This window comes from Pseudoalteromonas sp. UCD-33C (genome assembly GCF_001306895.1).
Classification (GTDB): Bacteria; Pseudomonadota; Gammaproteobacteria; order Enterobacterales; family Alteromonadaceae; genus Pseudoalteromonas.
In genome coordinates this window covers 74,682-95,776 of record NZ_LJTB01000011.1, presented here as the reverse complement: position 1 = coordinate 95,776, position 21,095 = coordinate 74,682, and the positions used below count along the sequence as shown (strand labels likewise).

Annotated in this window: 17 protein-coding genes; 1 reads left to right on the top strand and 16 read right to left on the bottom strand. The window is 37.4% G+C overall.

Translation table 11 applies throughout. The annotated features are described in order from the left end of the window. Positions 1-2 precede the first annotated feature (2 nt). From AOG26_RS16885 to AOG26_RS16820, 13 genes are all read right to left on the bottom strand, one after another. Positions 3-1,106, bottom strand: coding sequence for a DUF1972 domain-containing protein (locus tag AOG26_RS16885; protein ID WP_200907874.1), 1,104 nt, complete (start codon positions 1,104-1,106; stop codon positions 3-5). Further along, a complete protein-coding gene (locus AOG26_RS16880) occupies positions 1,107-2,210 on the bottom strand; it encodes a glycosyltransferase family 4 protein (RefSeq protein ID WP_054563577.1) in 1,104 nt (367 codons plus the stop codon). Then, the gene (locus AOG26_RS16875) at positions 2,207-3,058 is read right to left on the bottom strand and encodes a hypothetical protein (RefSeq protein WP_054563576.1); all 852 of its coding nucleotides are present in this window, start codon (positions 3,056-3,058) and stop codon (positions 2,207-2,209) included. Before AOG26_RS16875 ends, AOG26_RS16880 begins: the two co-directional genes overlap by 4 nt. Positions 3,059-3,061: 3 nt before the next feature. Then, positions 3,062-4,360, bottom strand: coding sequence for a hypothetical protein (locus AOG26_RS16870; RefSeq protein ID WP_054563575.1), 1,299 nt, complete (start codon positions 4,358-4,360; stop codon positions 3,062-3,064). A 13-nt stretch (positions 4,361-4,373) separates the two neighbouring features. Beyond that, a complete protein-coding gene (locus AOG26_RS16865) occupies positions 4,374-5,192 on the bottom strand; it encodes a sulfotransferase (RefSeq protein ID WP_054563574.1) in 819 nt (272 codons plus the stop codon). Beyond that, the gene (locus AOG26_RS16860; protein WP_054563573.1) at positions 5,182-6,066 is read right to left on the bottom strand and encodes a sulfotransferase family protein; all 885 of its coding nucleotides are present in this window, start codon (positions 6,064-6,066) and stop codon (positions 5,182-5,184) included. Before AOG26_RS16860 ends, AOG26_RS16865 begins: the two co-directional genes overlap by 11 nt. Then, a complete protein-coding gene (cysN, locus tag AOG26_RS16855) occupies positions 6,063-7,493 on the bottom strand; it encodes a sulfate adenylyltransferase subunit CysN (RefSeq protein ID WP_054563572.1) in 1,431 nt (476 codons plus the stop codon). The genes AOG26_RS16860 and cysN overlap by 4 nt, the downstream gene beginning before the upstream one ends. 61 nt (positions 7,494-7,554) lie before the next feature. After that, positions 7,555-8,469 (bottom strand): sulfate adenylyltransferase subunit CysD, encoded by a 915-nt coding sequence (cysD, locus tag AOG26_RS16850; RefSeq protein ID WP_054563571.1) that lies wholly within the window; start codon positions 8,467-8,469, stop codon positions 7,555-7,557. Positions 8,470-8,775: 306 nt separating this feature from the next. Continuing rightward, positions 8,776-11,010: a polysaccharide biosynthesis tyrosine autokinase gene (locus AOG26_RS16845; RefSeq protein WP_054563570.1), complete on the bottom strand. Its 2,235-nt coding sequence runs from the start codon at positions 11,008-11,010 to the stop codon at positions 8,776-8,778. Positions 11,011-11,024: 14 nt separating this feature from the next. Then, positions 11,025-11,459 (bottom strand): low molecular weight protein-tyrosine-phosphatase, encoded by a 435-nt coding sequence (locus tag AOG26_RS16840; RefSeq protein ID WP_054563569.1) that lies wholly within the window; start codon positions 11,457-11,459, stop codon positions 11,025-11,027. Positions 11,460-11,471: 12 nt separating this feature from the next. Next, positions 11,472-12,590 (bottom strand): polysaccharide export protein, encoded by a 1,119-nt coding sequence (locus tag AOG26_RS16835; RefSeq protein WP_054563568.1) that lies wholly within the window; start codon positions 12,588-12,590, stop codon positions 11,472-11,474. Between the two features lie 1,797 nt (positions 12,591-14,387). After that, complete coding sequence (gene rfaH, locus AOG26_RS16825; RefSeq protein WP_054563566.1) at positions 14,388-14,873, bottom strand: transcription/translation regulatory transformer protein RfaH; 486 nt, start codon at positions 14,871-14,873, stop codon at positions 14,388-14,390. 125 nt (positions 14,874-14,998) lie between these two features. Continuing rightward, entirely contained in the window at positions 14,999-16,165 is a 1,167-nt protein-coding gene (locus AOG26_RS16820) for a nucleotide sugar dehydrogenase (RefSeq protein ID WP_054563565.1), read from the bottom strand. Between the two features lie 415 nt (positions 16,166-16,580). On the opposite strand from AOG26_RS16820, the gene AOG26_RS16815 reads away from it, so the two are divergent. Continuing rightward, positions 16,581-17,807: an exopolysaccharide biosynthesis polyprenyl glycosylphosphotransferase gene (locus tag AOG26_RS16815; RefSeq protein ID WP_054563564.1), complete on the top strand. Its 1,227-nt coding sequence runs from the start codon at positions 16,581-16,583 to the stop codon at positions 17,805-17,807. 24 nt (positions 17,808-17,831) lie between these two features. Here the strand turns inward: AOG26_RS16815 and AOG26_RS16810 are convergent, their stop codons facing one another. The 3 genes from AOG26_RS16810 to AOG26_RS16800 are packed head-to-tail and all read right to left on the bottom strand — an operon-like array spanning position 17,832 to position 20,940. Further along, positions 17,832-18,638, bottom strand: coding sequence for a glycosyltransferase (locus AOG26_RS16810; RefSeq protein ID WP_054563563.1), 807 nt, complete (start codon positions 18,636-18,638; stop codon positions 17,832-17,834). Positions 18,639-18,640: 2 nt separating this feature from the next. Further along, positions 18,641-19,861, bottom strand: a complete 1,221-nt coding sequence (locus AOG26_RS16805) for a capsular polysaccharide export protein, LipB/KpsS family (protein WP_054563562.1) — start codon at positions 19,859-19,861, stop codon at positions 18,641-18,643. 8 nt (positions 19,862-19,869) lie between these two features. Next, positions 19,870-20,940: a hypothetical protein gene (locus AOG26_RS16800; RefSeq protein WP_152966985.1), complete on the bottom strand. Its 1,071-nt coding sequence runs from the start codon at positions 20,938-20,940 to the stop codon at positions 19,870-19,872. Positions 20,941-21,095: the final 155 nt, after the last annotated feature.

Here is a 21,095-nt window from a genome sequence, read left to right as displayed (position 1 = left end):
CATTATTTTAAATATTTACTTAAAAGCGTTTCGTACTGGGTTAATATATTCTCCCACTGAAAGCTGTTTAAAAATTGCTGTTTGGCAGCGTTACTTTTTTCTGTTACGAACGCATCATCTAAGTATTGCTGCTCAAAAAAACTAGCCAAATGGGCTTTGTCTTTAAAATAAAAAGCCCCATCACCAGCAACCCAACGGTTAAAGTGGTTGTCGTGAGCAATAACTGCGCAACCTGCTGCTAAGCCTTCAACCAGTGACGGGTTAGTACCACCTACTTGGTGACCATGCACATAAAAACGTGCATAAAAACGTAGTGCTGCAACTTTTTCGGCCTCGTAGATAGCCCCAGGAAAAATTACATCATTATTTGCAGCTGCTAGAACTTGCTGATGATAAGGGTTTGAATCTAAAAATTTACCTAACACCACCAATTTGTGACTACGCGGCTTAGCCGAAAATGCCTCAACCACCTCTAAAATCGAGTTTTCTGGTTCAGGGCGTGCAATAATAATCGCATACTCATTTTTAACTAACCCGTAATCAGCTAACACAGCTTCGTTAGCTTCACTTACATCAGGGCCGCCGTATGGGATCATAGTGATTTTATCGCGCGATACACGCGTTGCTAAGTGATCTTCTATTCTAGGATGATCTGCCACTAAATGATTACCAAACCAGCAACCAAAACGCTCGTTTAACCAAAACCACGTTTTTGCCACTTTGCCCCATTTTTGGCGTTTCCACTCAATGCCATCCATATTAATAACATTGGTAATACCATATAGACGCTGAATAATATTAAAACACGCAGTATTGTAGCCGAGTGTTAAGTGCAAGCCCTTATTTTTTCGTGCATGCCATACCGACTTTAAGTCAAAAATAATGGTTCCTAACGGACCTTCATTTTTTACTGGTATATGAATGCGCTTAACGCCTTGCCACTCGCTTTCGTACATTTCACCTTCGCCATCTTCTTGGCAATAGACTGTTACGCTCCAACCTTTGGCAATTAAAAAAGGACATAAGTATTCAGCAAAAGTTTCGAAGCCACCATGACCTGCAGGAACACCTCGGATCCCAAGTACAATTATTTCTTTATTTATCACTTATTTCACCAAGATTAAATTATATAAATGTTGTTGATAAGACTGCTCCGAAAATCGATTTAAATATTCATTCTTTGATGCTTCAGCTAACCTTGAGTATTCATCGCTAGGCATATGAAGTACTAAATTTATTATATTCATCAAGCTAGATATTGAGTTTGGCTCAAAAAGAAAACCATTTTTTTTATCAGTCACAATTTCTCTAAGACCGCCATGATTTGCAGCTATAACTGGTTTACCAAATGCAAAAGACTCTACAGCAACCCGCCCAAAAGGCTCTGGTTTTTTAGAAGGAACTACTACCCAATGAGCCCAATCATAGTGCTCACTTGGGTCATTAGAAAAGTTATGAAATTGAACAACCTCTTTTAAATTGTTCTCTTCTATCAATTTAAAAAGGTGGGTTAGCACAGTATTATTTCCACCGAAAGTTCCACCGACTACCCTTACTTTTATTTTACTTCTGACTTCAGGTGTTAACTTAGCTATGGACTCAAGCAATAAATCCTGTCCTTTCCAATCATTGACTCTTCCGATAATCAGAAAGTTAATTTTTGAAGCCTTAATCGTTGAAGGAATTTCGGTGGGATTAGAAGGAGCTTCAACGCCGTTATAAATAACATCTCCTTTAAAGCCAAACGCATTTTTTGTTGCTTCTGAATTAAAAATAAGATGTGCTCTAGACAACTTAAGCAGCAATTTAAATACAAACATTTGTTTGCCTACAGGAATCTCTCTAACGTGACATATAACCCGTTTATTTTTTGTCAGGGCTGCTGCTATAAGAGCAGAAAACATTACGACTGTATTTATGTATACAATATCAAAACTTTTATATTTAGAGCGATAAAAGAAAACAGATTTAATTGAATCGAGCAAAAAACGAAAGATTTTTTTTACATCTTTTTTTCTTAGTATACCTAATCCATGATATGTAGGATGTATTCCGCTTTTATTAAAGCTTTCAGATAACTCACCCTTTTCTGGAAGTATAACTTCAATATCGCCTGTATAAGTTTCATCAAAATACTTAGCAATTGACAAAAAACTCCTGTCAGAGCCATACAACTCAGCCCCTTGATGCACCATTAAAACTCTATTCATCTATTTAACTTCCAAAAAAATTTATAATTCTTAAATAACTTGAGAAATCTAACGTCTTTCAGCCTTAAAACTTTTGCAATAATGAAAAAAGGAAAGTACAAAAACAGACTCAATTTATAAAACTTTTTATTCTCATGTATTATGAACTGTGCTTGCATAAGATTAGAAAATCTAAAGAACATACTTGTAAAATCATTATCTTTTGACCTCAAAGCAGAGTCATGTTCCATACAATAATCGAGCACATAAATATTGATACCACTTTTATGACAATCTAGAAAGAAACGTGTATCAACGCCGTATATTGTTAATCTTTCATCAAACACAATATTGTGCCTTTTTAAGCTATCAGTTTTTATTATTGTTCCGCTCATCATTGCTACGAGACCAAAATTTTCCTTGTTTACCTTCAAATCCCCTTTAGATAAGGTACAGCCCTTAACACCTTTAATTATACCTGGTGAGATAATATTATCAGAGTGCTCAATTATTGGAACAGCCACTTCCGAAGAGCATTCCAAAAAATTAACTACTTGTAAGAAATAACTTTCGTTTGGAGTTGAATCATCATCAAGAATAATTAAAGAGCTCGAGTTTTCAAAAAAGCTAATCGCATTATTATATACTTTAGCAAGAGGCAAGTTCACTCCATCGTGATCATAAACAACCTCACCATCAAAGTTTTGAATTACTTCAGTTATAAGGTATCCATCTTTGGAGTTATCTCGAACATAAAGTTTTGGGCTAATAAGAAGCTTATTGAAATTTATTTTACAAAGGGAATTCAGAGTACTAGATTCATGTGGTGCATTCCCATATAAAACAACCACAATTGCAATATCGTACATATCTTACCTATTTTTTATATATTCTTTATTATCCATAACTAGAGCAGCTAAGAGAAACAGCACAGAAAAATAGTATAATGATCCAGCAACATGCTGCACTGATAAAACAGGAAAAAAAGCTATGAATGCAGACTGGAGAATAGGCATGCCATCTCTTTCATATCTAGAGCTTTGACCATAACTTACTGGAATCTTTTTATATAAAGAGTAGAAAAACAAAAGTAATAAAACAGCACCTAGGCCTAAATCAGCATATGTATAAATATAAAAGGAGTCGAACTTTCCTACATTCCCCCCTAGGCCTTGCCCAAGAATAGAAAAATTAGAAAACAAATAATTATATTGTAAAATTCTACCAGCAGAAGAGGCATCAAGGCTTGACTGGTTTAATATAGCTAAAACAAAAAATATTAATGGTAAAGTAAATATATAAACAAGAAATAGTGAGGGGCTTAACCTTTTAAATTTAGAAGAAAAAGAAAAAGTTAGAGCAAAAATATAAAGAACAATTGATGTTCTAACTTGTGAAAAATACATACTTAACAAAAGCAGTATCAGAATCCCCACATATACAACATGTAGGTAACTAAACTTAGTATTAACAATAACATTTGTTATCAGTATTGCCACAAAGGCAGTGAAGAAGCTAGAAGCTAAAGCCGAAACAAAAAAACCAGAAGCCCTTAAACTCTCTCCTCTGACTAGCTGGTACTGTAGGAATCTCTCATTAAATGATGAATCTTGTGCAACTTTAGCTTCAAGTAGTAAATTATATCTCCAAATATTACTGTATGAACCATCAAAATTCAAATACTCATAAATTGAATAGAGTGAATTTAAAACACAAATGAGAACTAATGTTTTTAAGAACACTTTAAACAAAACTTTTCTCTCAGCACTATTTAAACCAATAAAAATTAGCCAAGAGAAAAATACAAACAAGAAGATACTTCGCCACCCATTAACTGCTTGAACAATACCGTTATTAAAAGCACCAATTGCAAAAAAAGTAAGACTGAGAGGTAAAAGCAAAACATAAGGGCTATTAACTATATCAAGCTTAAAATGCTGTTTCATTAGAGTATTTAAAAAGAAAACTAAAAGCAATATAAATACTAGCTCTATATATAACTTCCCAACACTCAACTCGCCTAGGCCATAACCAACTTTATATAGCAAATAATCAGAAATAAACAAATAAAAAAGAGATGACACCAAAGCCAAGCGAAAATCTCTTTTATTTATTAAGAATGCATTAAAGACAACCAAGAAAAAAAGAGTGAACTCAATCAACAATTTCATATAATATCAACTATTAATATTCATAATCATATTTTGATAGGAGTTCATTAACCATACCTAAGTCAATAAAACCTTCAAGCTCTTGATTTTTATAAGCAAATGCCCTGCTACTAATTATGTTTGAGTAATCACATTTTATTTCACTCAACTGAAGAAAGTTAGCTACTTTTTTCATTTCATTCTCAGGCTCTAACAAAAAATTTTCATACTTTAAGAATAGTACATCATCATAATTATCCAATAAAACCCTTGCTTGACCCGTATATTCATCCCACAACTCTAATGCAGATGCTAAACTATTAGAACGCATTGTATCTACGAATGTACCTCTCTTGCCAAACACTTTATATAGCAAGCTGCGACTATCTAATTCTGAGGTGTTATATTGTAAATATTCTTCTCTTCGCTTAACTAAACTTAGAGCAACATCAAGTCCATGTCTCTCTATTATAATGAGCTTAGCTTTTGGATAAATATTTTTCCAAAATGGAAAAGTAAAGGTATTTCTGGGATCCTTCCACCCCCATAATTCATGGTTCTTAAAGTTATCATACTTATATCGAGCCAGTGATTTAGTCATTAGCTTAAAATACTTTTCATAACAAGCAATGACATCAGGTGAATTGAAAAGCCACTTAATTGCCTGCGGATTATCCCAATTACCGCCGGAATCATTTATTAATTTTTCATTGATCGATTTAAAAAATATTGACTCATGATTTTTCTCTAAGTCATTACCTAAGAAAACACCTAATTTTTCAATCTCCCTAGTTAGCATACTAGTACCGGCACGATGCATTCCGGCTATTATAATAGGAGTATTATTTTTCATAATATTTCCACTCTTTTGTTGAACCAGAATCTAGGAGTTTATCCATTTTTTTATTTGACTCATTTATAAATTTAACAATATGGCTAGGTACAGTAACTGGCATTTTATTTTTACTTTTCAAATTAATATTTTTTATTAGCTTTATTGCCCCCCCCATTAAGCCATATTTATTTACGAGACCATTGCTATTATCATAAAAAGATTTTTGATACTTATGAGATAGATAGTTTAAGTGAAGCTGTAACCTCATAAAAACAGGGAACTTCCCTTGATTCTCCTTTTTTATAGAAAACTCTGATGAATCGCCTATTTCTAAAAAAGAGAGTAATTTATCTTTAAATAATTCATCTGCAATCATCGACTCCATAGTACAAACAAATACATTTTCAAAAGAATTCTTCCACTTTTGTACACTTTGAGAATACATACTAAATGACAACAATTTCGTATCGCCAAACTGTAATTCCCTCTCAAAAGAGTGTATTGCAGTGCCACTCTTAACAAAGTGCAAATAAGCTGACTCCAGCCTTTTAATTGGATCTCTTACCAAGATTATTATCTTTGCATTTGGAAAGTTTTCTTTTATCCTCCTAATGGCAATGTCTGACTGAAAATAGCTTGTTGATGCATCAATGAAGTATTTACTTGAAGTTTTCTTTAAATTTTCATACGCAACCAAGATTTCTTCATCACTTGCATAAAATAATTTTTCATCCGAAAAAGGCATGTTCCTGTGGGCTATGTGATCTCCGCGCGAAAAGAGCATTGGCTCTTTTGGATCACATAACTCGATATCAGGCAATCGACCTAGAGCTGAAGCTAATGTGGTTGTCCCACACTTTTGTACACCAACAATGAAAATGGCTTCACTCATATGACTTTACATCCCCACTCCGGGAAGTTAGTACGTATATATTGGTTTAATGCAATTTCAGCTTCTGTGTAAATACGTGTTTGAAGATTAGTACTTCGAGATTCAGCGTTTGTACTTGTAATCATACCCGCACCTACGGTTACATTAGTTAACCGATCAATGATGATGAATGAACCGGTACCTACTACTTGTTTATATTGGTCAATTACGACTGGGGCAGATGTTTCTATACTACAATTAGCAATTTCGTTTAATTGTAATTCGTTAGCATCAATTTGCTCTAGGGTATTTACATCAATACGGTGGTTAATATTGCTAATTTTACCAAAAGTATTTTTAGTGCCAATTTTTAGCTCGTACTCTTTGCCTGGTTGCATAGCGGCATCGGCCATCCAGACAATCGTTGCGGCAAAGTTTGAACTAGTTGAAGGCAGCTGCTTTTGGTCAGTACTTGACTTAACAATCACATCACCTCGCGAAATATCAATTTCGTCTTTTAAAGTAAGTGTTATTGCTTGACCAGCAAAGGCACTTGGTAAATCGCCATCGGCAGTAACAATACGCTCGACAGATGATGTTTTACCCGATGGGAATGCTGTAATTTGGTCGCCAACATTAATAATACCGCTAGCAATGGTGCCGCAAAAACCACGGAAATCTAAATTAGGGCGGTTAACATACTGTACAGGCAGGCGGAAGGTATCTAAGTTTTTATCGTCACTAATGGTTACTGTATCAAGTAATTGCATTAATGTAGCACCTGGGTACCAATCTAGGTTTTCGCCTTTATCTACAACGTTATCGCCTTTAAGCGCCGAGATTGGTACAAAGCGCACATCAGGAATATCTAATTGCTCAGCAAAAGCTTTGTAATCGGCTTTAATTTGGCGGTAAACGTCTTGACTGTAATCAACTAAGTCCATTTTATTAATGGCTACAATTACGTGTTTAAGGCCAAGTAGTGATGCAATATAGCTGTGGCGTTTAGTTTGTGTTTGTACACCTTTACGGGCATCAATCATTACAATGGCTAGGTCACAGTTAGATGCACCGGTTGCCATATTACGCGTGTATTGCTCGTGCCCTGGGCAGTCAGCAATAATAAACTTACGCTTTTCGGTTGCAAAATAACGGTAAGCTACGTCAATAGTAATACCTTGCTCACGTTCTGACTGAAGACCATCTACCAATAATGCTAAATCGAACTCTTCGTCTGTGGTATTGAACTTTTTTGAGTCGTTTTTGATTGCCGCCATATGATCTTCAAAAATTAATTTTGAATCATGTAATAAACGGCCAATTAATGTTGATTTACCGTCATCAACATTACCACAAGTTAAAAAGCGCAGTAGATCTTTGTTTTCGTGTTGTTTTAAGTAACCTTCGATATCTGTTTCAAGAAGGTTTGGGGTAATTTGTTCAGTCATTATAAATCCTTTGAAAATGGAAGTTGTTAGTTATCAGAAGTCAGATTTCAGTCGCTTTCGCTTAGAAATAGCCTTCCATTTTCTTTTTCTCCATAGAGCCAGATGAATCGTGATCGATTACACGGCCTTGGCGCTCTGATGTTTTTGTTAGTAACATTTCTTGAATAATTTCTGGTAGCGTTGTGGCGTTAGATTCAACTGCACCTGTTAGCGGGTAACAGCCTAGGGTTCTAAAGCGTACCATTTTCTTCATTGGAACTTCGCCTTCTTCAAGTGGCATACGTTCGTCATCAACCATAATTAATGTACCGTCACGCTCAACCACTGGGCGTTCTGCAGCTAAGTAAAGTGGCACAATATCGATGTTTTCTAGGTAAATGTATTGCCAAATATCTAGCTCGGTCCAGTTACTTAGTGGGAATACACGAATACTTTCGCCTTTGTTTACCTTGCCGTTAAAGGTATTCCATAATTCTGGGCGCTGGTTTTTAGGGTCCCAACGGTGGTTTTTATCGCGGAATGAATAAACACGCTCTTTCGCACGTGATTTTTCTTCGTCGCGGCGTGCACCACCAAATGCCGCATCAAACTGGTACTTGTCTAACGCTTGTTTTAAACCTTGGGTTTTCATGATATCGGTATGCTTTGCACTACCGTGAGTAAATGGGCCTACGCCTGCATCTACACCTTCTTGGTTAATATGCACCAATAAGTCAAAACCTAGCTTTTCGGCCATTTTGTCGCGAAACTCGATCATTTCTTTAAATTTCCATGTTGTATCAACATGCATTAAAGGGAACGGTGGTTTAGCTGGGAAAAACGCTTTCATTGTTAAGTGCAGCATTACTGCAGAGTCTTTACCGACAGAGTAAAGCATTACTGGGTTATCGAATTCGGCAGCAACTTCACGAATAATGTGAATAGATTCAGCTTCTAGTTGCTTTAGGTGAGTCATGCGGGCTTGGGAGATTTCCATTTTTACTCCATGAAAGTATGCTAGGTTTCGAAAGAAAGAAGCCAAATGAGAAGTCAGAGGTTAGATATCAGAAGTTAGACAAGAGATATCAGGTGTAAGATATCAGAGATTAGATATCAGAGGTTAGATATCAGGTTTCAGATATCAGAGATTAGATATCAGATGTCTGTTTCGGATATCGGTGCTTTGATTTCAGAAGTTAACTTCGATCACCGAGATTATTTAAAATTTTTTATTCAATTCTAGGTTCTTCAACACGCTTTTCGTGGTGACAATTAAGTCAAGTAGAACCTAGAACGTATTTAATTACTTATCAGATTTATATTCGTAGTTGTAGTAACCGTAGTAACCGTATGCATTGCTTGCTTTACGTACTACACCATTAAATACAACACCTTTTACGTCTATACCGTTTTGCTCAAAGCGATTACGAGTAAGTTCAATTTCACGTAAATGGTTTTGGCCAAAGCGTGTAACTAATAATGTACTGCCTGCATGGGCACTTACAATTGCAGGGTCGGTAACCGCTAAAATAGGTGGCGTATCAACAATAACAATATCGTACTTGCCACTTACCTCTTCAACCATCTTGCTAAAGTTACTATGCATTAATAGTTCAGATGGGTTTGGCGGTATTTGACCACGGGTAATTACATCTAGCCCTTCAACTTGTGACTTTTTAGTCACTTGCTCAAGGTTTAAACGGCCCGATAATAAATCACTTAAGCCGTCATCCCACTTCATACCAAACTGAGTCTGCAAGTAACCTTTACGCATATCGGCATCGATAATCAGTACCTTTTTGCCGCTTTGTGCAAGTACGGTTGCCAGGTTTACCGAAATAAACGATTTACCAACACCTGGGCTTGGGCCAGATATAGCAATAATGTTGTTTTTAGCCTCCATCATTGCAAAGTGCAAGCTTGTACGCAGGCTGCGTAGCGCTTCTACCGATAAATCTGCAGGGTTATCTACTGCTAGTATCGACTTAGGTTTATCTTTAACTTTACGTGCACGGTTAAAGCCAGTGAGCTTATCTTGAAAATCTGAATACGGTACCGATGCATAAACAGGTAAGCCAATACTTTCGATCTCGGTTGGGTCTTCAACACCGCGGTGCATTGCTTTTTGAATTAGTACTATTGCAACTGCTAAAAAGCCACCAAGCAAAGTTGCTACCACAGCAATCAGTGCTTTTTTAGGCTTAACTGGTTCTGTGGTATCTACCGCTGCTGCATCAACCACACGCACATTACCTACAGTACCAGCACGTACAATATCTAGCTCTTGCGTTTTACCAAGTAATAAGGTGTAAATTTGGTTACTTACTTCTACATCGCGTTTTAAACGCAATAGCTCTTGCTGAGTTTCTGGTAGGTTACCAACTTCGCCAACCAGTTTTTGCTTTTGTTTTTCAACCGCTTCAATTTGCTCAAGCACACCTTGGTAAGTTGGGTGGCTTTCTTTAAATTTACGGCTTAGCTCTAAACGTTTTAGCTCTAGCTCTTGTAATTTAGTTTCAAGCTCGACTACCTGCTCAAGTACACCTTGTGTTTCTAAACTTATGTTGATTGATTGACGTTTAATTTGGTAGTCGTTAAAACGCTCTTCTGCGTATTCAAGTTGCTTTTTAACTTCAGGTAACTGTACTTCTAAAAACTCAAGTGACTTTTGCGCTTCGGCACTATTACGCTCTACATTACGGCGTACATAAATTTGCGCCACTTTATCAAGTACCTTTTCAGCGTGGATAGGGCCCTTATGCTCATAAGACATAGCAATTATGCCTGAGTCTTTACCTTTTTCGCTAGCAGCTATCTCTTGCTGTAGCTCAATAATAGTTCTGTAGCGATTCTTTTTAACAAGAACAAATTCTGTGCCTGCGCGAGCATGTAAATCGCGTATAGTTAATTCGTAAAAGCCAGCGCTTTCATCTTTGCCTACAACGCCTTTTAAAACAGAGTCACCTTCCGGGTTAAAAAGCTCATAGCTTTTATTATCACCAACAACTAACTCAAAACCTTGACCTTCAAACGCTTTTGGTACGTTAAACCTAAATACATTAATAGTCTCGCCGCCCCATGCATAGCTACTCAGACCTAAGAAAGGTTCAGCAATGTCGCCTTCGGATTCAGCAACAAAGCTGCGGTAAACTTTACCACCAATAATTGGGAATAATTTAGGTTCTGCAACTATATCAAGCTTTAGTGTGTCGACGGCTTCACCAATCACAGAGCGTGACTTTAAAAGTTCGATTTCGGTTACAGCGGCACTGCTACTTTCGAACATACCTGCCATATCATCAAGGCCAGGTACAGACGGGCTGCTTTCTTCAACTTGTACAAGTGCTGTTGCTTTATAAATTGGCGTGCTTAATACCGCAACGGCTACACCAATAATGGCAAATACAGCGGTTACAAAAATGATGAACCATTTACGGTCGAGTAAAGTACCTACTAATGCGAGTAAGTCTATTTCTTGTGATTCTTGACTTCTATTTTGATTTTTATTTGCTGCTAATGCAGTGGGCTGAGCATTCATCTACTACCCTTTCCTTATAAATACTTTTGCCAAGCGCTACACGCGCTATCGATTAATGCGTAAACGTGCTCAAAAGCCTCTTGGCTTTGACGGTATGGGTCAGGTATTTCTTTATCACCAACCCATTTACCTAGCAAAAATGTTTTACCACGCGCTTGCGGGTAGCGAGAGCACAAGTCATTTATATGACGCTGCTCCATCACTAAAATAACACTGTGCTGTGCAACAAGGCCTGAGCTTATTTGCCTGCCCTGATGCTCGCTCATATCAATACCATGTTGTATCGCAATTTGCTGTGCTTGTGCATCTGCGTGCTTGCCTTCAAGGGCCGTTAAGCCCGCTGAAGACACGCTAACATTTTTACCTTGAAGTTTACTTTTTAATACATATTCAGCGGTTGGGCTTCGGCAAATATTGCCTGCACACACAACCAGTACAGAATCAAACATAACATTTAACCTTTAGTTCGAAGTTGTAACGTCATTAATTGAGTCAACTGTACTTACCGAAGGTAGTAATAAGCTGATTACACGGTTCCAACGCGCTAGCGGTGCTGAAGTTACATACACAATATCGTGCGGCTGTAATTCAAATTGCTCTGCAAGCACTAATGCTGCAACATTTTTTGCATGTAGTTGGTATACATCAGCGATGATGCCATCGGTTTCTAAGTTGCGTTTACGTAATACAAATACGCCATTTGCATCTGCTGTATTTTCGTTTAAACCACCTGCATCACTTAAAGCTTGCGCTAAATTTAAACCATAACGATTAACGCCCACTGTACCAGCGCGTTTAACATCGCCTAACACAAACACTTTTTGCATGTCGTTACGATTAACATGCACAATATCGCCATGTTTTAATAAACGGTTTTGCGAGATATCGCCATGTGCATAAAAGTCATCTAGCTGGATCACTTCGGTTTTGTCGCCACGGGTAAATGTAACAGTGCGCCAATCAGCGGCATCTGTTAAACCGCCCGCTTGGTTTAGTGCATCAATTAGAGTAAGCGGCACTTCGGTTACAGGGAGTACCCCTGGATTGTTAACCTCACCTGTTACATAGGCTTTTTGGCTTCTAAAGCCAACAATTTTAATATCTACTTGAGGGTCTTCGATTACGCGGCTTAAGCGCTTAACAAGCTCTTTATGAACTTGTTGTACTGTTTTACCAGCCGCTTGAATATCTGGAGCGTAGGCAAAGGTAATGGTGCCGTCGGCTTGTACACGGAAGCCGTCGAACTCAGCAGTACGTTGTACCGCAGCAGGAATTGTTAATTCAGGATGATCCCATACGCCGATCGTGATTACATCGCCAACACCTAATTTGTACTGGTAATCAGAGGTATCGATGCCATCAAGGCTTGATGGTAATGCTGGTTTCGCTTTACTTTGCTTTTGTTGGTTAATTAGAGAAGAGTCGATGATTTGGATATTAACTTTATCGAGCTCCTTCTCAAGATTATCTATTTGTTCGCCCGATTCGATTCCTTCAAAATGGCTACCGGGGATGATTGTACAGCCAGTCATTGCTAGTAACGCAAATGACGTTACAATTGTTTTACAGCTAAGCGCCATTGTTATTTCCCAAATAATTATTCTTAAAACGTCCAGTTAAAATAAAACCACAACTGTTTATTTTTACGCTGCCTAATTAAAGCATGGCATTACAAGGTTCGCAAGACTGAGTGTTTAGTAAACGCTCACTTGTGACAGGTTTTTGCAAAATAGTTAATGAATACTTCTAGGTTCTAGGTTCTAGGTTCTAGGTTCTAGGTTCTAGGTTCTAGGTTCTAGGTTCTAGGTTCTAGGTTCTAGGTTCTAGGTTCTAGGTTCTAGGTTCTAGGTTCTAGGTTCTAGGTTCTAGGTTCTAGGTTCTAGGTTCTAGGTTCTAGGTTCTAGGTTCTAGGTTCTAGGTTCTTCAAGATTATAAATCGTTGCTTGTGTGTGCTTGCAAGCGGTATAGCGTTATTAATACAAAAGTACACTGCGCAGGAGGTGTTTTAACGCCGAACATTTTTCCTCATTCACGGCTAAAGCCGTTCCTACGGGATTGGCGCGAGGCCATCACCGTGCATTCCATTTTGTAGGCGTGAAATTTATTTCGCGCGAATTATTAGCAGCAGAGCCGCGCTTGAGACGCGCCAAGCAAGCGTGACGCCTACGACCGAAGGAGGCGTTTTAACGCCGAACATTTTTCCTCATTCACGGCTAAAGCCGTTCCTACGGGATTGGCGCCAGGCCATCACCGTGCGTACCATTTTGTAGGCGTGAAATTTATTTCGCGCGAAGCATTAACAACAGTGCCGCGCTTGAGACGCGCCAAGCAAGCGTGACGCCTACGACCGTAGGAGGCGTTTTAACGCCGAACATTTTTCCTCATTCACGGCTAAAGCCGTTCCTACGGGATTGGCGCCAGGCCATCACCGTGCGTACCATTTTGTAGGCGTGAAATTTATTTCGCGCGAAGCATTAACAACAGTGCCGCGCTTGAGACGCGCCAAGCAAGCGTGACGCCTACGACCGTAGGAGGCGTTTTAACGCCGAACATTTTTCAACCATTCACGGCTAAAGCCGTTCCCACTGGATTGGCGCGAGGCCATCACCGTGCATTCCATTTTGTAGGCGTGAAATTTATTTCGCGCGAATTATTAGCAGCAGAGCCGCGCTTGAGACGCGCCAAGCAAGCGTGACGCCTACGACCGTAGGAGGCGTTTTAACGCCGAATATTATTTCCCATTCACGGCTAAAGCCGTTCCTACGGGATTGGCGCGAGGCCATCACCGTGCATACCATTTTTTGTAGGCGTGAAATTTATTTCGCGCGAAGCATTAACAACAGTGCCGCGCTTGAGACGCGCCAAGCAAGCGTGACGCCTACGACCGTAGGAGGTGTTTTAACGCCGAACATTTTTCCTCATTCACGGCTAAAGCCGTTCCTACGGGCTTCTCGCTTCTCGCTTCTCGCTTCTCGCTTCTCGCTCCATCTTGAAAGCAAAATTATTTGCTTGTCTAGCCCTTCGGGCACGCTTCCGTTCCAGTTCGTCGCAGAGCTCCTCTCGCTCCATCTTGAAAGCAAAATTATTTGCTTGTCTAGCCCTTCAGGCACGCTTCCGCCCCTAGGTTGCAGTTCCTACGTACTGATTTTATTATCATTTTTGTTTTTTACGTGTAAAAGCTTAATACTTTCACTGTAGGAGGTGTTTGAACGCCGAACATTTAAACCTGTTCACGGCTAAAGCCGTTCCTACGTTAATGTCGCGCGGAATCACGACTTATAAATTATCCGTTCCGTAGGAAGCGTTTTAACGCCGAACATTTAAAACATGTTCACGGCTAAAGCCGTTCCTACGTTAATGTCGCGCGGAATCGCGACTTATAAACTGATTTCTTTATTATCTACACTTACGGTGACTTGTTTGTTCAATAAATTAACTAACAAAATGCTACGCATTTCACCATCTGACTCTTGGTAAATAGCTTGAACATTTTTAAATGACTCTGTGTTTAGGTAAACAACATCACCGGCTTTTGGTAGCGAAGATGTTACCTCACTCATATCACTCATAGATTTGAGTTGAGCAATTAACTGCTCAGGTACGATTTGAAATTTATGACCATAAGCAACAAAACCACTTACTCCACGGGTATTTTTTACCGCAGAAAAGTTACAGTTTTGCGAGTCTAGCTTTATAAATAAATAACTAGGGAAAAGAGGAGATGTACGAATTGAACGGCGACCCTTTACGATTCGCTCGATTTTATGTTCGGGAAAGAATACTTCAAAACCTTGGTTTTGAAGGTTAGTTTGAGCTCTTAGCTCTTGTTTTGATTTACAAAAAAGTAAGTACCAACTTTCCATAGTCACACCTAAAATACTCATTTTCCTTAAAACCAATCCAAAAGGACTGGTTTTTATGAGCCAGCGATTATACGCAGAGAATTTAGGCGTGTCTATTACAAAATTGTTATTACCCCAAGTGAGTACTAATCACTACCAAACAGGTCTCTGGTGTACACTTTTTCTGCAACATCATCGAGCTCAGTTACCATTCTGTTGGCAATAATTACATCTGCAGAAGACTTTAATTCAGCTAGGTCATGGGTCACTTTAGAGTTAAAGAAAGTTGCTTCATGTAATTCAGGTTCATAAACTATCACTTCAACACCCTTAGCTTTGATTCGCTTCATGATGCCCTGAATAGCGGATGCTCTAAAGTTATCAGAACCAGCCTTCATGATTAAACGATGAATACCCACTACCTTTGGCTTTCTGGCGAGGATCGACTCTGCAATAAAGTCTTTACGAGTAGAATTTGCATCTACAATGGCACGGATCATGTTGTTTGGTACGTTTTGATAGTTAGCCAACAATTGCTTGGTATCTTTAGGTAAACAATACCCACCATAGCCAAAAGAAGGGTTGTTGTAATGACCACCTATACGAGGGTCTAAACTTACCCCTTCGATTATTTGTTTAGAATTTAAACCATGACTTTCTGCGTAGCTGTCAAGCTCGTTAAAGTAGGCTACGCGCATAGCAAGATAAGTATTTGAAAACAACTTGATTGCTTCTGCTTCAGTTGAATCCGTAAATAAAACTTCAATCCCTTCTTTAATAGCCCCTTGAGCTAGTAAATTTGCGAATACTTCAGCACGCTCGGAACGCTCACCCACAATAATACGTGATGGGTGTAAGTTGTCGTACAGCGCTTTACCCTCTCTTAAAAATTCTGGAGAGAAAATAATGTTTTCTGTATTAAACTTTTGCTTAATGCCTTCAGTAAAGCCAACAGGTACAGTTGACTTAATAACCATGACTGCTTTTGGGTTTATTGCTAAGACATCGGCGATAACAGCTTCAACTGACTTAGTATTAAAGTAGTTGGTCTCTGGGTCATAATCGGTAGGTGTAGCGATAATGATGAAATCTGCATTTTGATAAGCCAACTGCTTATCTGTAGTGGCAGTAAAACTCAGTTTCTTATTAGCAAGAAAGTCTTCGATTTCTGTATCTGATATTGGTGACTTCCCAGCATTTAACTGTGCAATTTTTTCTTCAACAATATCTAGAGCCAGTACATTGTTATGTTGGGCCAATAACATGGCATTAGATAAACCAACATAGCCGGTTCCAGCTACAGCAATTTTCATAAACTCATCCACTTTTATAAAACTAAACTCAGATACTAAAAGATAACTCATAGTATGCGAAGTGCATAATAACGTATTTTAGTTTTATCTCACATATTAATTTCCATATAAGAAAAGTGAATATCAATCTCAATTTCAATATATGTAAATTGAATTTTATAACAAGTTCAAGGGCACTGCAGTGTTAACAAATAATTAAAAATGTAACTAAATGACGAAAGTTTGATTTACTTTGTAACCAAGGTACATATTTAAATTGCAGTACAACTATTAATCACATATTGTTTTATTAAAAAACACTTAAGAAAAATTTAAAATGAAGCAAGTTATTGATGATATGTAGTGATTTAAAGTACAATTGCTGTCTGAATTAAAAGTCTGTTCATTAATCCTTCAAACTAAAAAAGAAAGTAGCGTGCGTAAAATTTTATCTAACTCCTTCATCTGTCACTTCCTAGGTTTATGCTTTGTAGCACTCATTGTTGCTGTTTTTTCTTTTGGTCAGCACGGGCAAGATTCTGTAAAAAACTCTGCAATTCTAATTAGTCTATGCTACTTGGTCACAGCATTTACATTACCGCTAATTGCTCGATTCTTATTAGTCGAGAGAAAGTACTACATTATTCCTATTATAGTTGCTGTATATAGTATTGCACTTTTGATTATTGCACTTTTTAGGATTGATTATTCTGTTATTGTTACTTTTATAGGTGCGGTGTCTAGTTTTAGCTGGTTATTCGCCACAGCTATATTAAGAACAGATCAGAAAAAGTTAACTTTGCATTTAATTGATAATTTTGACTACTCAGAATTAACAGCCCACAAAAACCTTAATGTAATAGCTTTAAGCGAGCCATATAAAGAAGCAGATATCAAACAAGGGCTTGTAGTAGACTTACATAAGGGGCTTTCAGCTTATCAAGAAAAATTTATTGCTGACTGTAGCCTTCACTCTATTCCCGTTTTTCATGCTGAAAGTATAAAAGAGATGATAAGTGGCAAGGTACAAATAAAGCACCTGTCAGAGAATTCAATCGGTACACTTCAACCTAATCCACTCTATCAACGTTTTAAAAGGATTTGGGAGTCACTTATTATATTACTGACGTTACCTGCATCACTTTTAATTATGATAGTCACAGCAATACTGATCCGTTTAGAGAGCCCAGGACCTGCTTTATTTACTCAAGAACGGGTTGGACAGTCAGGTAAAGTCTTCAAAATTTATAAGTTCAGAAGCATGACTGTAAAAGATGAATCAAACAGTGACAAATTTGCAACTGAAGAACAAGCTAGGATCACAAGAGTTGGCAAGTTCATTCGAAAGTTTCGTATTGATGAATTACCACAGTTTTTTAATGTTTTAAAAGGCGAGATGGCGTTAATTGGCCCAAGGCCAGAGCAAGAGTCTTTTGTTAAATTATTTGAGAATGATATTCCATTCTACGGCTATCGTCATATGGTAAAGCCAGGTATCACTGGATGGGCGCAGACAATCCATGGTTATGCTGATGATGAAGACTCGACAAAAGAGAAACTAGCTTATGATCTTTATTATATAAAGCATTTATCACTTTGGCTGGACATAAACATTGTGTTTAAAACATTAAGAACTATGCTGACTGGGTTTGGAGCAAAGTAAGTTACTTTGCTCTCCTGCAAAGTTTTAGCGTCTATTTAATTTATATAAAATAAATAAGGCGCGGCTTGGTAAAAGCCTTGGGAATGATCTAATTAAGAAGTAGTACCAAGCTTTTGCTTTGTATTGAGGAAAAAGCTTAGTTTTAACTTTCGTTAAATTTGCTTCATATGTCACGTACTTAAAACCATTCCTTCTAGAAATCATAGCTTTACCTGTACGCGCTGCAACAAGAGGCTGTTGAATATTATAGCCTTTAAAACCTTTCTCAAGCATTCTTAACCATAAGTACCAATCTTCCATCAATGGCATATCTTGGTAGCTACCAGAATTAACCACAGCAGACTTTTTAAACATAATAGATACATGGTTAAAAGGGTTTTTGCCGATTGAAGATGACAAGATTTTTGGGTGATACTCTGGTACTTTTCTAACAGAAATAAGCTCTTCAGTTTCTGAGTCAATTTCGTCGATATTTGAACCGCAGATTGATAATTCAGGATCTGAAGCGAAAACCTCAAGCTGCCTAGCAAAGCGTTCAGGAAAGCATATATCATCAGAATCCATTCTTGCGACCAGATCATAATTACAATGTTTCAGGCCATGTTTAAGTGCTAAACCTAAACCAACATTCTTTTCTAGCTGAACTTTGACTATATTAAGAGGAGATTGCCACTGATCAATTACCCCATGTAGCTCCCCACTTATTGGCCCATCAATAACCAGAACAACTTCTGTTGCCTTATGAGTTTGTTGAAATAAGCTTGCTAAACATGCATCTAAATAAGCTGGCGTTTCTCTATGGTAGACAGACATTAATACAGAAAAATTCATCTTCAACCCTTTTCTACTAAATTTGAAACTTCAAACAGGTTAGTAATTTTATTGAACTCACTCGATGAAATCGGTTGCTCTGAGAAGTAGTCACAGTTGACTAAGTAACTATGAATATATTTTTTCATTAGTTCATAATTAAAGTTTGTATAGATAGCACGACCCAATACAGTTAATGGTTTATTGTATATTAGCGCTTCTAAACCGACTGTAGAGTTAATAGTTACAATTTTATTTGCCTTCTTTATTAACTCTGTAGTGTTGGCATCAACTAGTTTAAAGTTTAACTCATCACGAAGTACTTGATACCTTTTAAGCATTTCAACATCAGTTTCTGCTGGGTGCACTTTAACATAAAGTTGGCAGTTTCTTTCAATGGCGATCTCAGCGGCTTTCCTTATCGCTTGTTCATTATTTACATCGCTATTAAGGATAAGCTGTGAATCAAAGCGAACCTGGGTTGGGAAAAACACATAATCAGTACTTAGATCATAGCTATCTGTTGACAAGCTTAAACTTTTCTTCGATTTAGATAAGCTCAAAGTTGTCATTATCTTAATAAGTGGATTTGTAAGATTCTCTTCTCTGAGCCCCTTACCAAGTAAAGAATAAAGGTAATCTCTAATATAAGCCTTTATAAATACACCTTTAAGCTTACCTTGTGGAATTGGCGATTGTTTGTATTCTTCGTATTCATGAATCCATTTTGAATGAACATCATCTTCAACACTTGGTAGTTTTTCTAAGATACTCGGTGATTTATATAATATCGATTTAGCATTTACACCTTGTGCATCAAATAAAACTTTGTTGGGTAAATTACTAATCTCAGAGAACATTGAGCCAATACCATGATCCGCAAAAAACTTCACAAATGCTTTCTGTGAAGCAGAGTTACCATTAAAAACTAGCGCTAATCGAAACTGTTTAATCGGAAGGCTAAGCTTTTTAAGGTATTGCAAAACATTGCGGTAGATGAATTTAGCATGCTCCTGTGACTGAGTTCCACGGTGAACATAAGTAAGCTCTTGTGTATTAGATAAGCTTTCGGTTTCAGTTACATCACTTTCTTTACTAATTAAAAATACAAAATGACAATGCTTACTTAGAAAGTTATATACTGAATGTTTAGTTGTGAAGAAGTAGCTCTCCTCTTGGCTTGCTTTCGCTAACCTCAAGAAGAAAGTTGCTCGCTCATAATTATCTACATAAATAGCTATCATAATAAACTCTATAAACGCCCTACTGCTGGAGGGGCTTTCTCATACTCTTTGTGGAGCAATTCAACCACATTCAAGGATAATGTTTCAGGCGTAAGTGACTTTGAAGACAATACACCAAATACAATTATATTTTGTGGTAAGGCAAAAATTAAAAATAACGAAAGGTAAATAAACAGCCTATTAATTTTACTTCTGTAGCTTTGGATACCTAAAAGTACTATTGGCAAAAAGAAAAATAAGCCGAAGTAAATATACCTTTCGTTAAGTGTTCTTGAGAAGACTGCCAAAAAAGCAATTGGCATGATATAAAAAGCGGTATTATACAGCCGACCAATTACTAATAACAATTTTTGATTGGGGAATATTCTTTCACTATCTAAATTATAAAAGCACTTTTTTATTCTTATCATGCAGAATATTAAAATAGAAAACTTCAAAAAAGCTATAATAAAAAATTCAAAATCCCTTCGTTCAACATATTGGCTCCACGGGCCTGTTAAGAAAAATACTAGCTTATTTTGGATGTGGACAATAAAAGAGCCGATAAAGCTTAGTGGAAATAAAGCAAACATAACAATAACTGAAAATGCAGAAATTGAGAGTAAGGTTTTATATTTGTAAAAACGACTGAAAAGTAGTGCAGGAAGCATCATCGCAGAGTACAAAATAGCTGCAGGATGAACCAGTGGAGCCAGCACTAAGAGTAACAAAGAGCGCTTCTTTTTACCTACACAAAACAAGTACAGTGCTAGATATACAAGAGTAAATGAAAACATTGACTCATAGTTGCCAATTGCAGTACTGGGGTATAAAAGCACAATCAAAATAAAAGCTAATATAAAATCAACTTTTCTTCTTTTTGAAAAGATATCAACAAACCTTAAGCTCACAAATAAGATAGCAAAGAAGTTGAGGAACAGCGTGATCCCTGTATAGAGCTGAGGTTCAAATCCAAAAAAAGAAATAAACTGAAATATTAGATAACGATAAAGCTTGCCCAAGACTAGGATATTTATATCTGGCTGATAAAAAGTTAAGTAATACCTAGAGTAATCCCCTATGTATGAAACGGGATCCATTGCCATTCCATAAAAGAGGAAGAATAGCGAAAAGATAAACGCTATAACAATATAGTTTCTTCTATTTAAGAAAAATATCGAAAAAAACGATATAAACAATGATGTCTGTACTGGAAAGAAAAAAAGAGCAACTAAGTAAAGTACACTCCCCAGAA

Excerpts from the sequence above, each read along its gene's own strand:
- AOG26_RS16880 (WP_054563577.1), bottom strand. The coding sequence starts at position 2,210 with ATGAATAGAGTTTTAATGGTGCATCAAGGGGCTGAGTTGTATGGCTCT.
- AOG26_RS16875 (WP_054563576.1), bottom strand. The coding sequence starts at position 3,058 with ATGTACGATATTGCAATTGTGGTTGTTTTATATGGGAATGCACCACAT.
- AOG26_RS16870 (WP_054563575.1), bottom strand. The coding sequence starts at position 4,360 with ATGAAATTGTTGATTGAGTTCACTCTTTTTTTCTTGGTTGTCTTTAAT.
- AOG26_RS16865 (WP_054563574.1), bottom strand. The coding sequence starts at position 5,192 with ATGAAAAATAATACTCCTATTATAATAGCCGGAATGCATCGTGCCGGT.
- AOG26_RS16860 (WP_054563573.1), bottom strand. The coding sequence starts at position 6,066 with ATGAGTGAAGCCATTTTCATTGTTGGTGTACAAAAGTGTGGGACAACC.
- cysN (WP_054563572.1), bottom strand. The coding sequence starts at position 7,493 with ATGACTGAACAAATTACCCCAAACCTTCTTGAAACAGATATCGAAGGT.
- cysD (WP_054563571.1), bottom strand. The coding sequence starts at position 8,469 with ATGGAAATCTCCCAAGCCCGCATGACTCACCTAAAGCAACTAGAAGCT.
- AOG26_RS16845 (WP_054563570.1), bottom strand. The coding sequence starts at position 11,010 with ATGAATGCTCAGCCCACTGCATTAGCAGCAAATAAAAATCAAAATAGA.
- AOG26_RS16840 (WP_054563569.1), bottom strand. The coding sequence starts at position 11,459 with ATGTTTGATTCTGTACTGGTTGTGTGTGCAGGCAATATTTGCCGAAGC.
- AOG26_RS16835 (WP_054563568.1), bottom strand. The coding sequence starts at position 12,590 with ATGGCGCTTAGCTGTAAAACAATTGTAACGTCATTTGCGTTACTAGCA.
- rfaH (WP_054563566.1), bottom strand. The coding sequence starts at position 14,873 with ATGGAAAGTTGGTACTTACTTTTTTGTAAATCAAAACAAGAGCTAAGA.
- AOG26_RS16820 (WP_054563565.1), bottom strand. The coding sequence starts at position 16,165 with ATGAAAATTGCTGTAGCTGGAACCGGCTATGTTGGTTTATCTAATGCC.
- AOG26_RS16810 (WP_054563563.1), bottom strand. The coding sequence starts at position 18,638 with ATGAATTTTTCTGTATTAATGTCTGTCTACCATAGAGAAACGCCAGCT.
- AOG26_RS16805 (WP_054563562.1), bottom strand. The coding sequence starts at position 19,861 with ATGATAGCTATTTATGTAGATAATTATGAGCGAGCAACTTTCTTCTTG.
- AOG26_RS16800 (WP_152966985.1), bottom strand. The coding sequence starts at position 20,940 with ATGGATCCCGTTTCATACATAGGGGATTACTCTAGGTATTACTTAACT.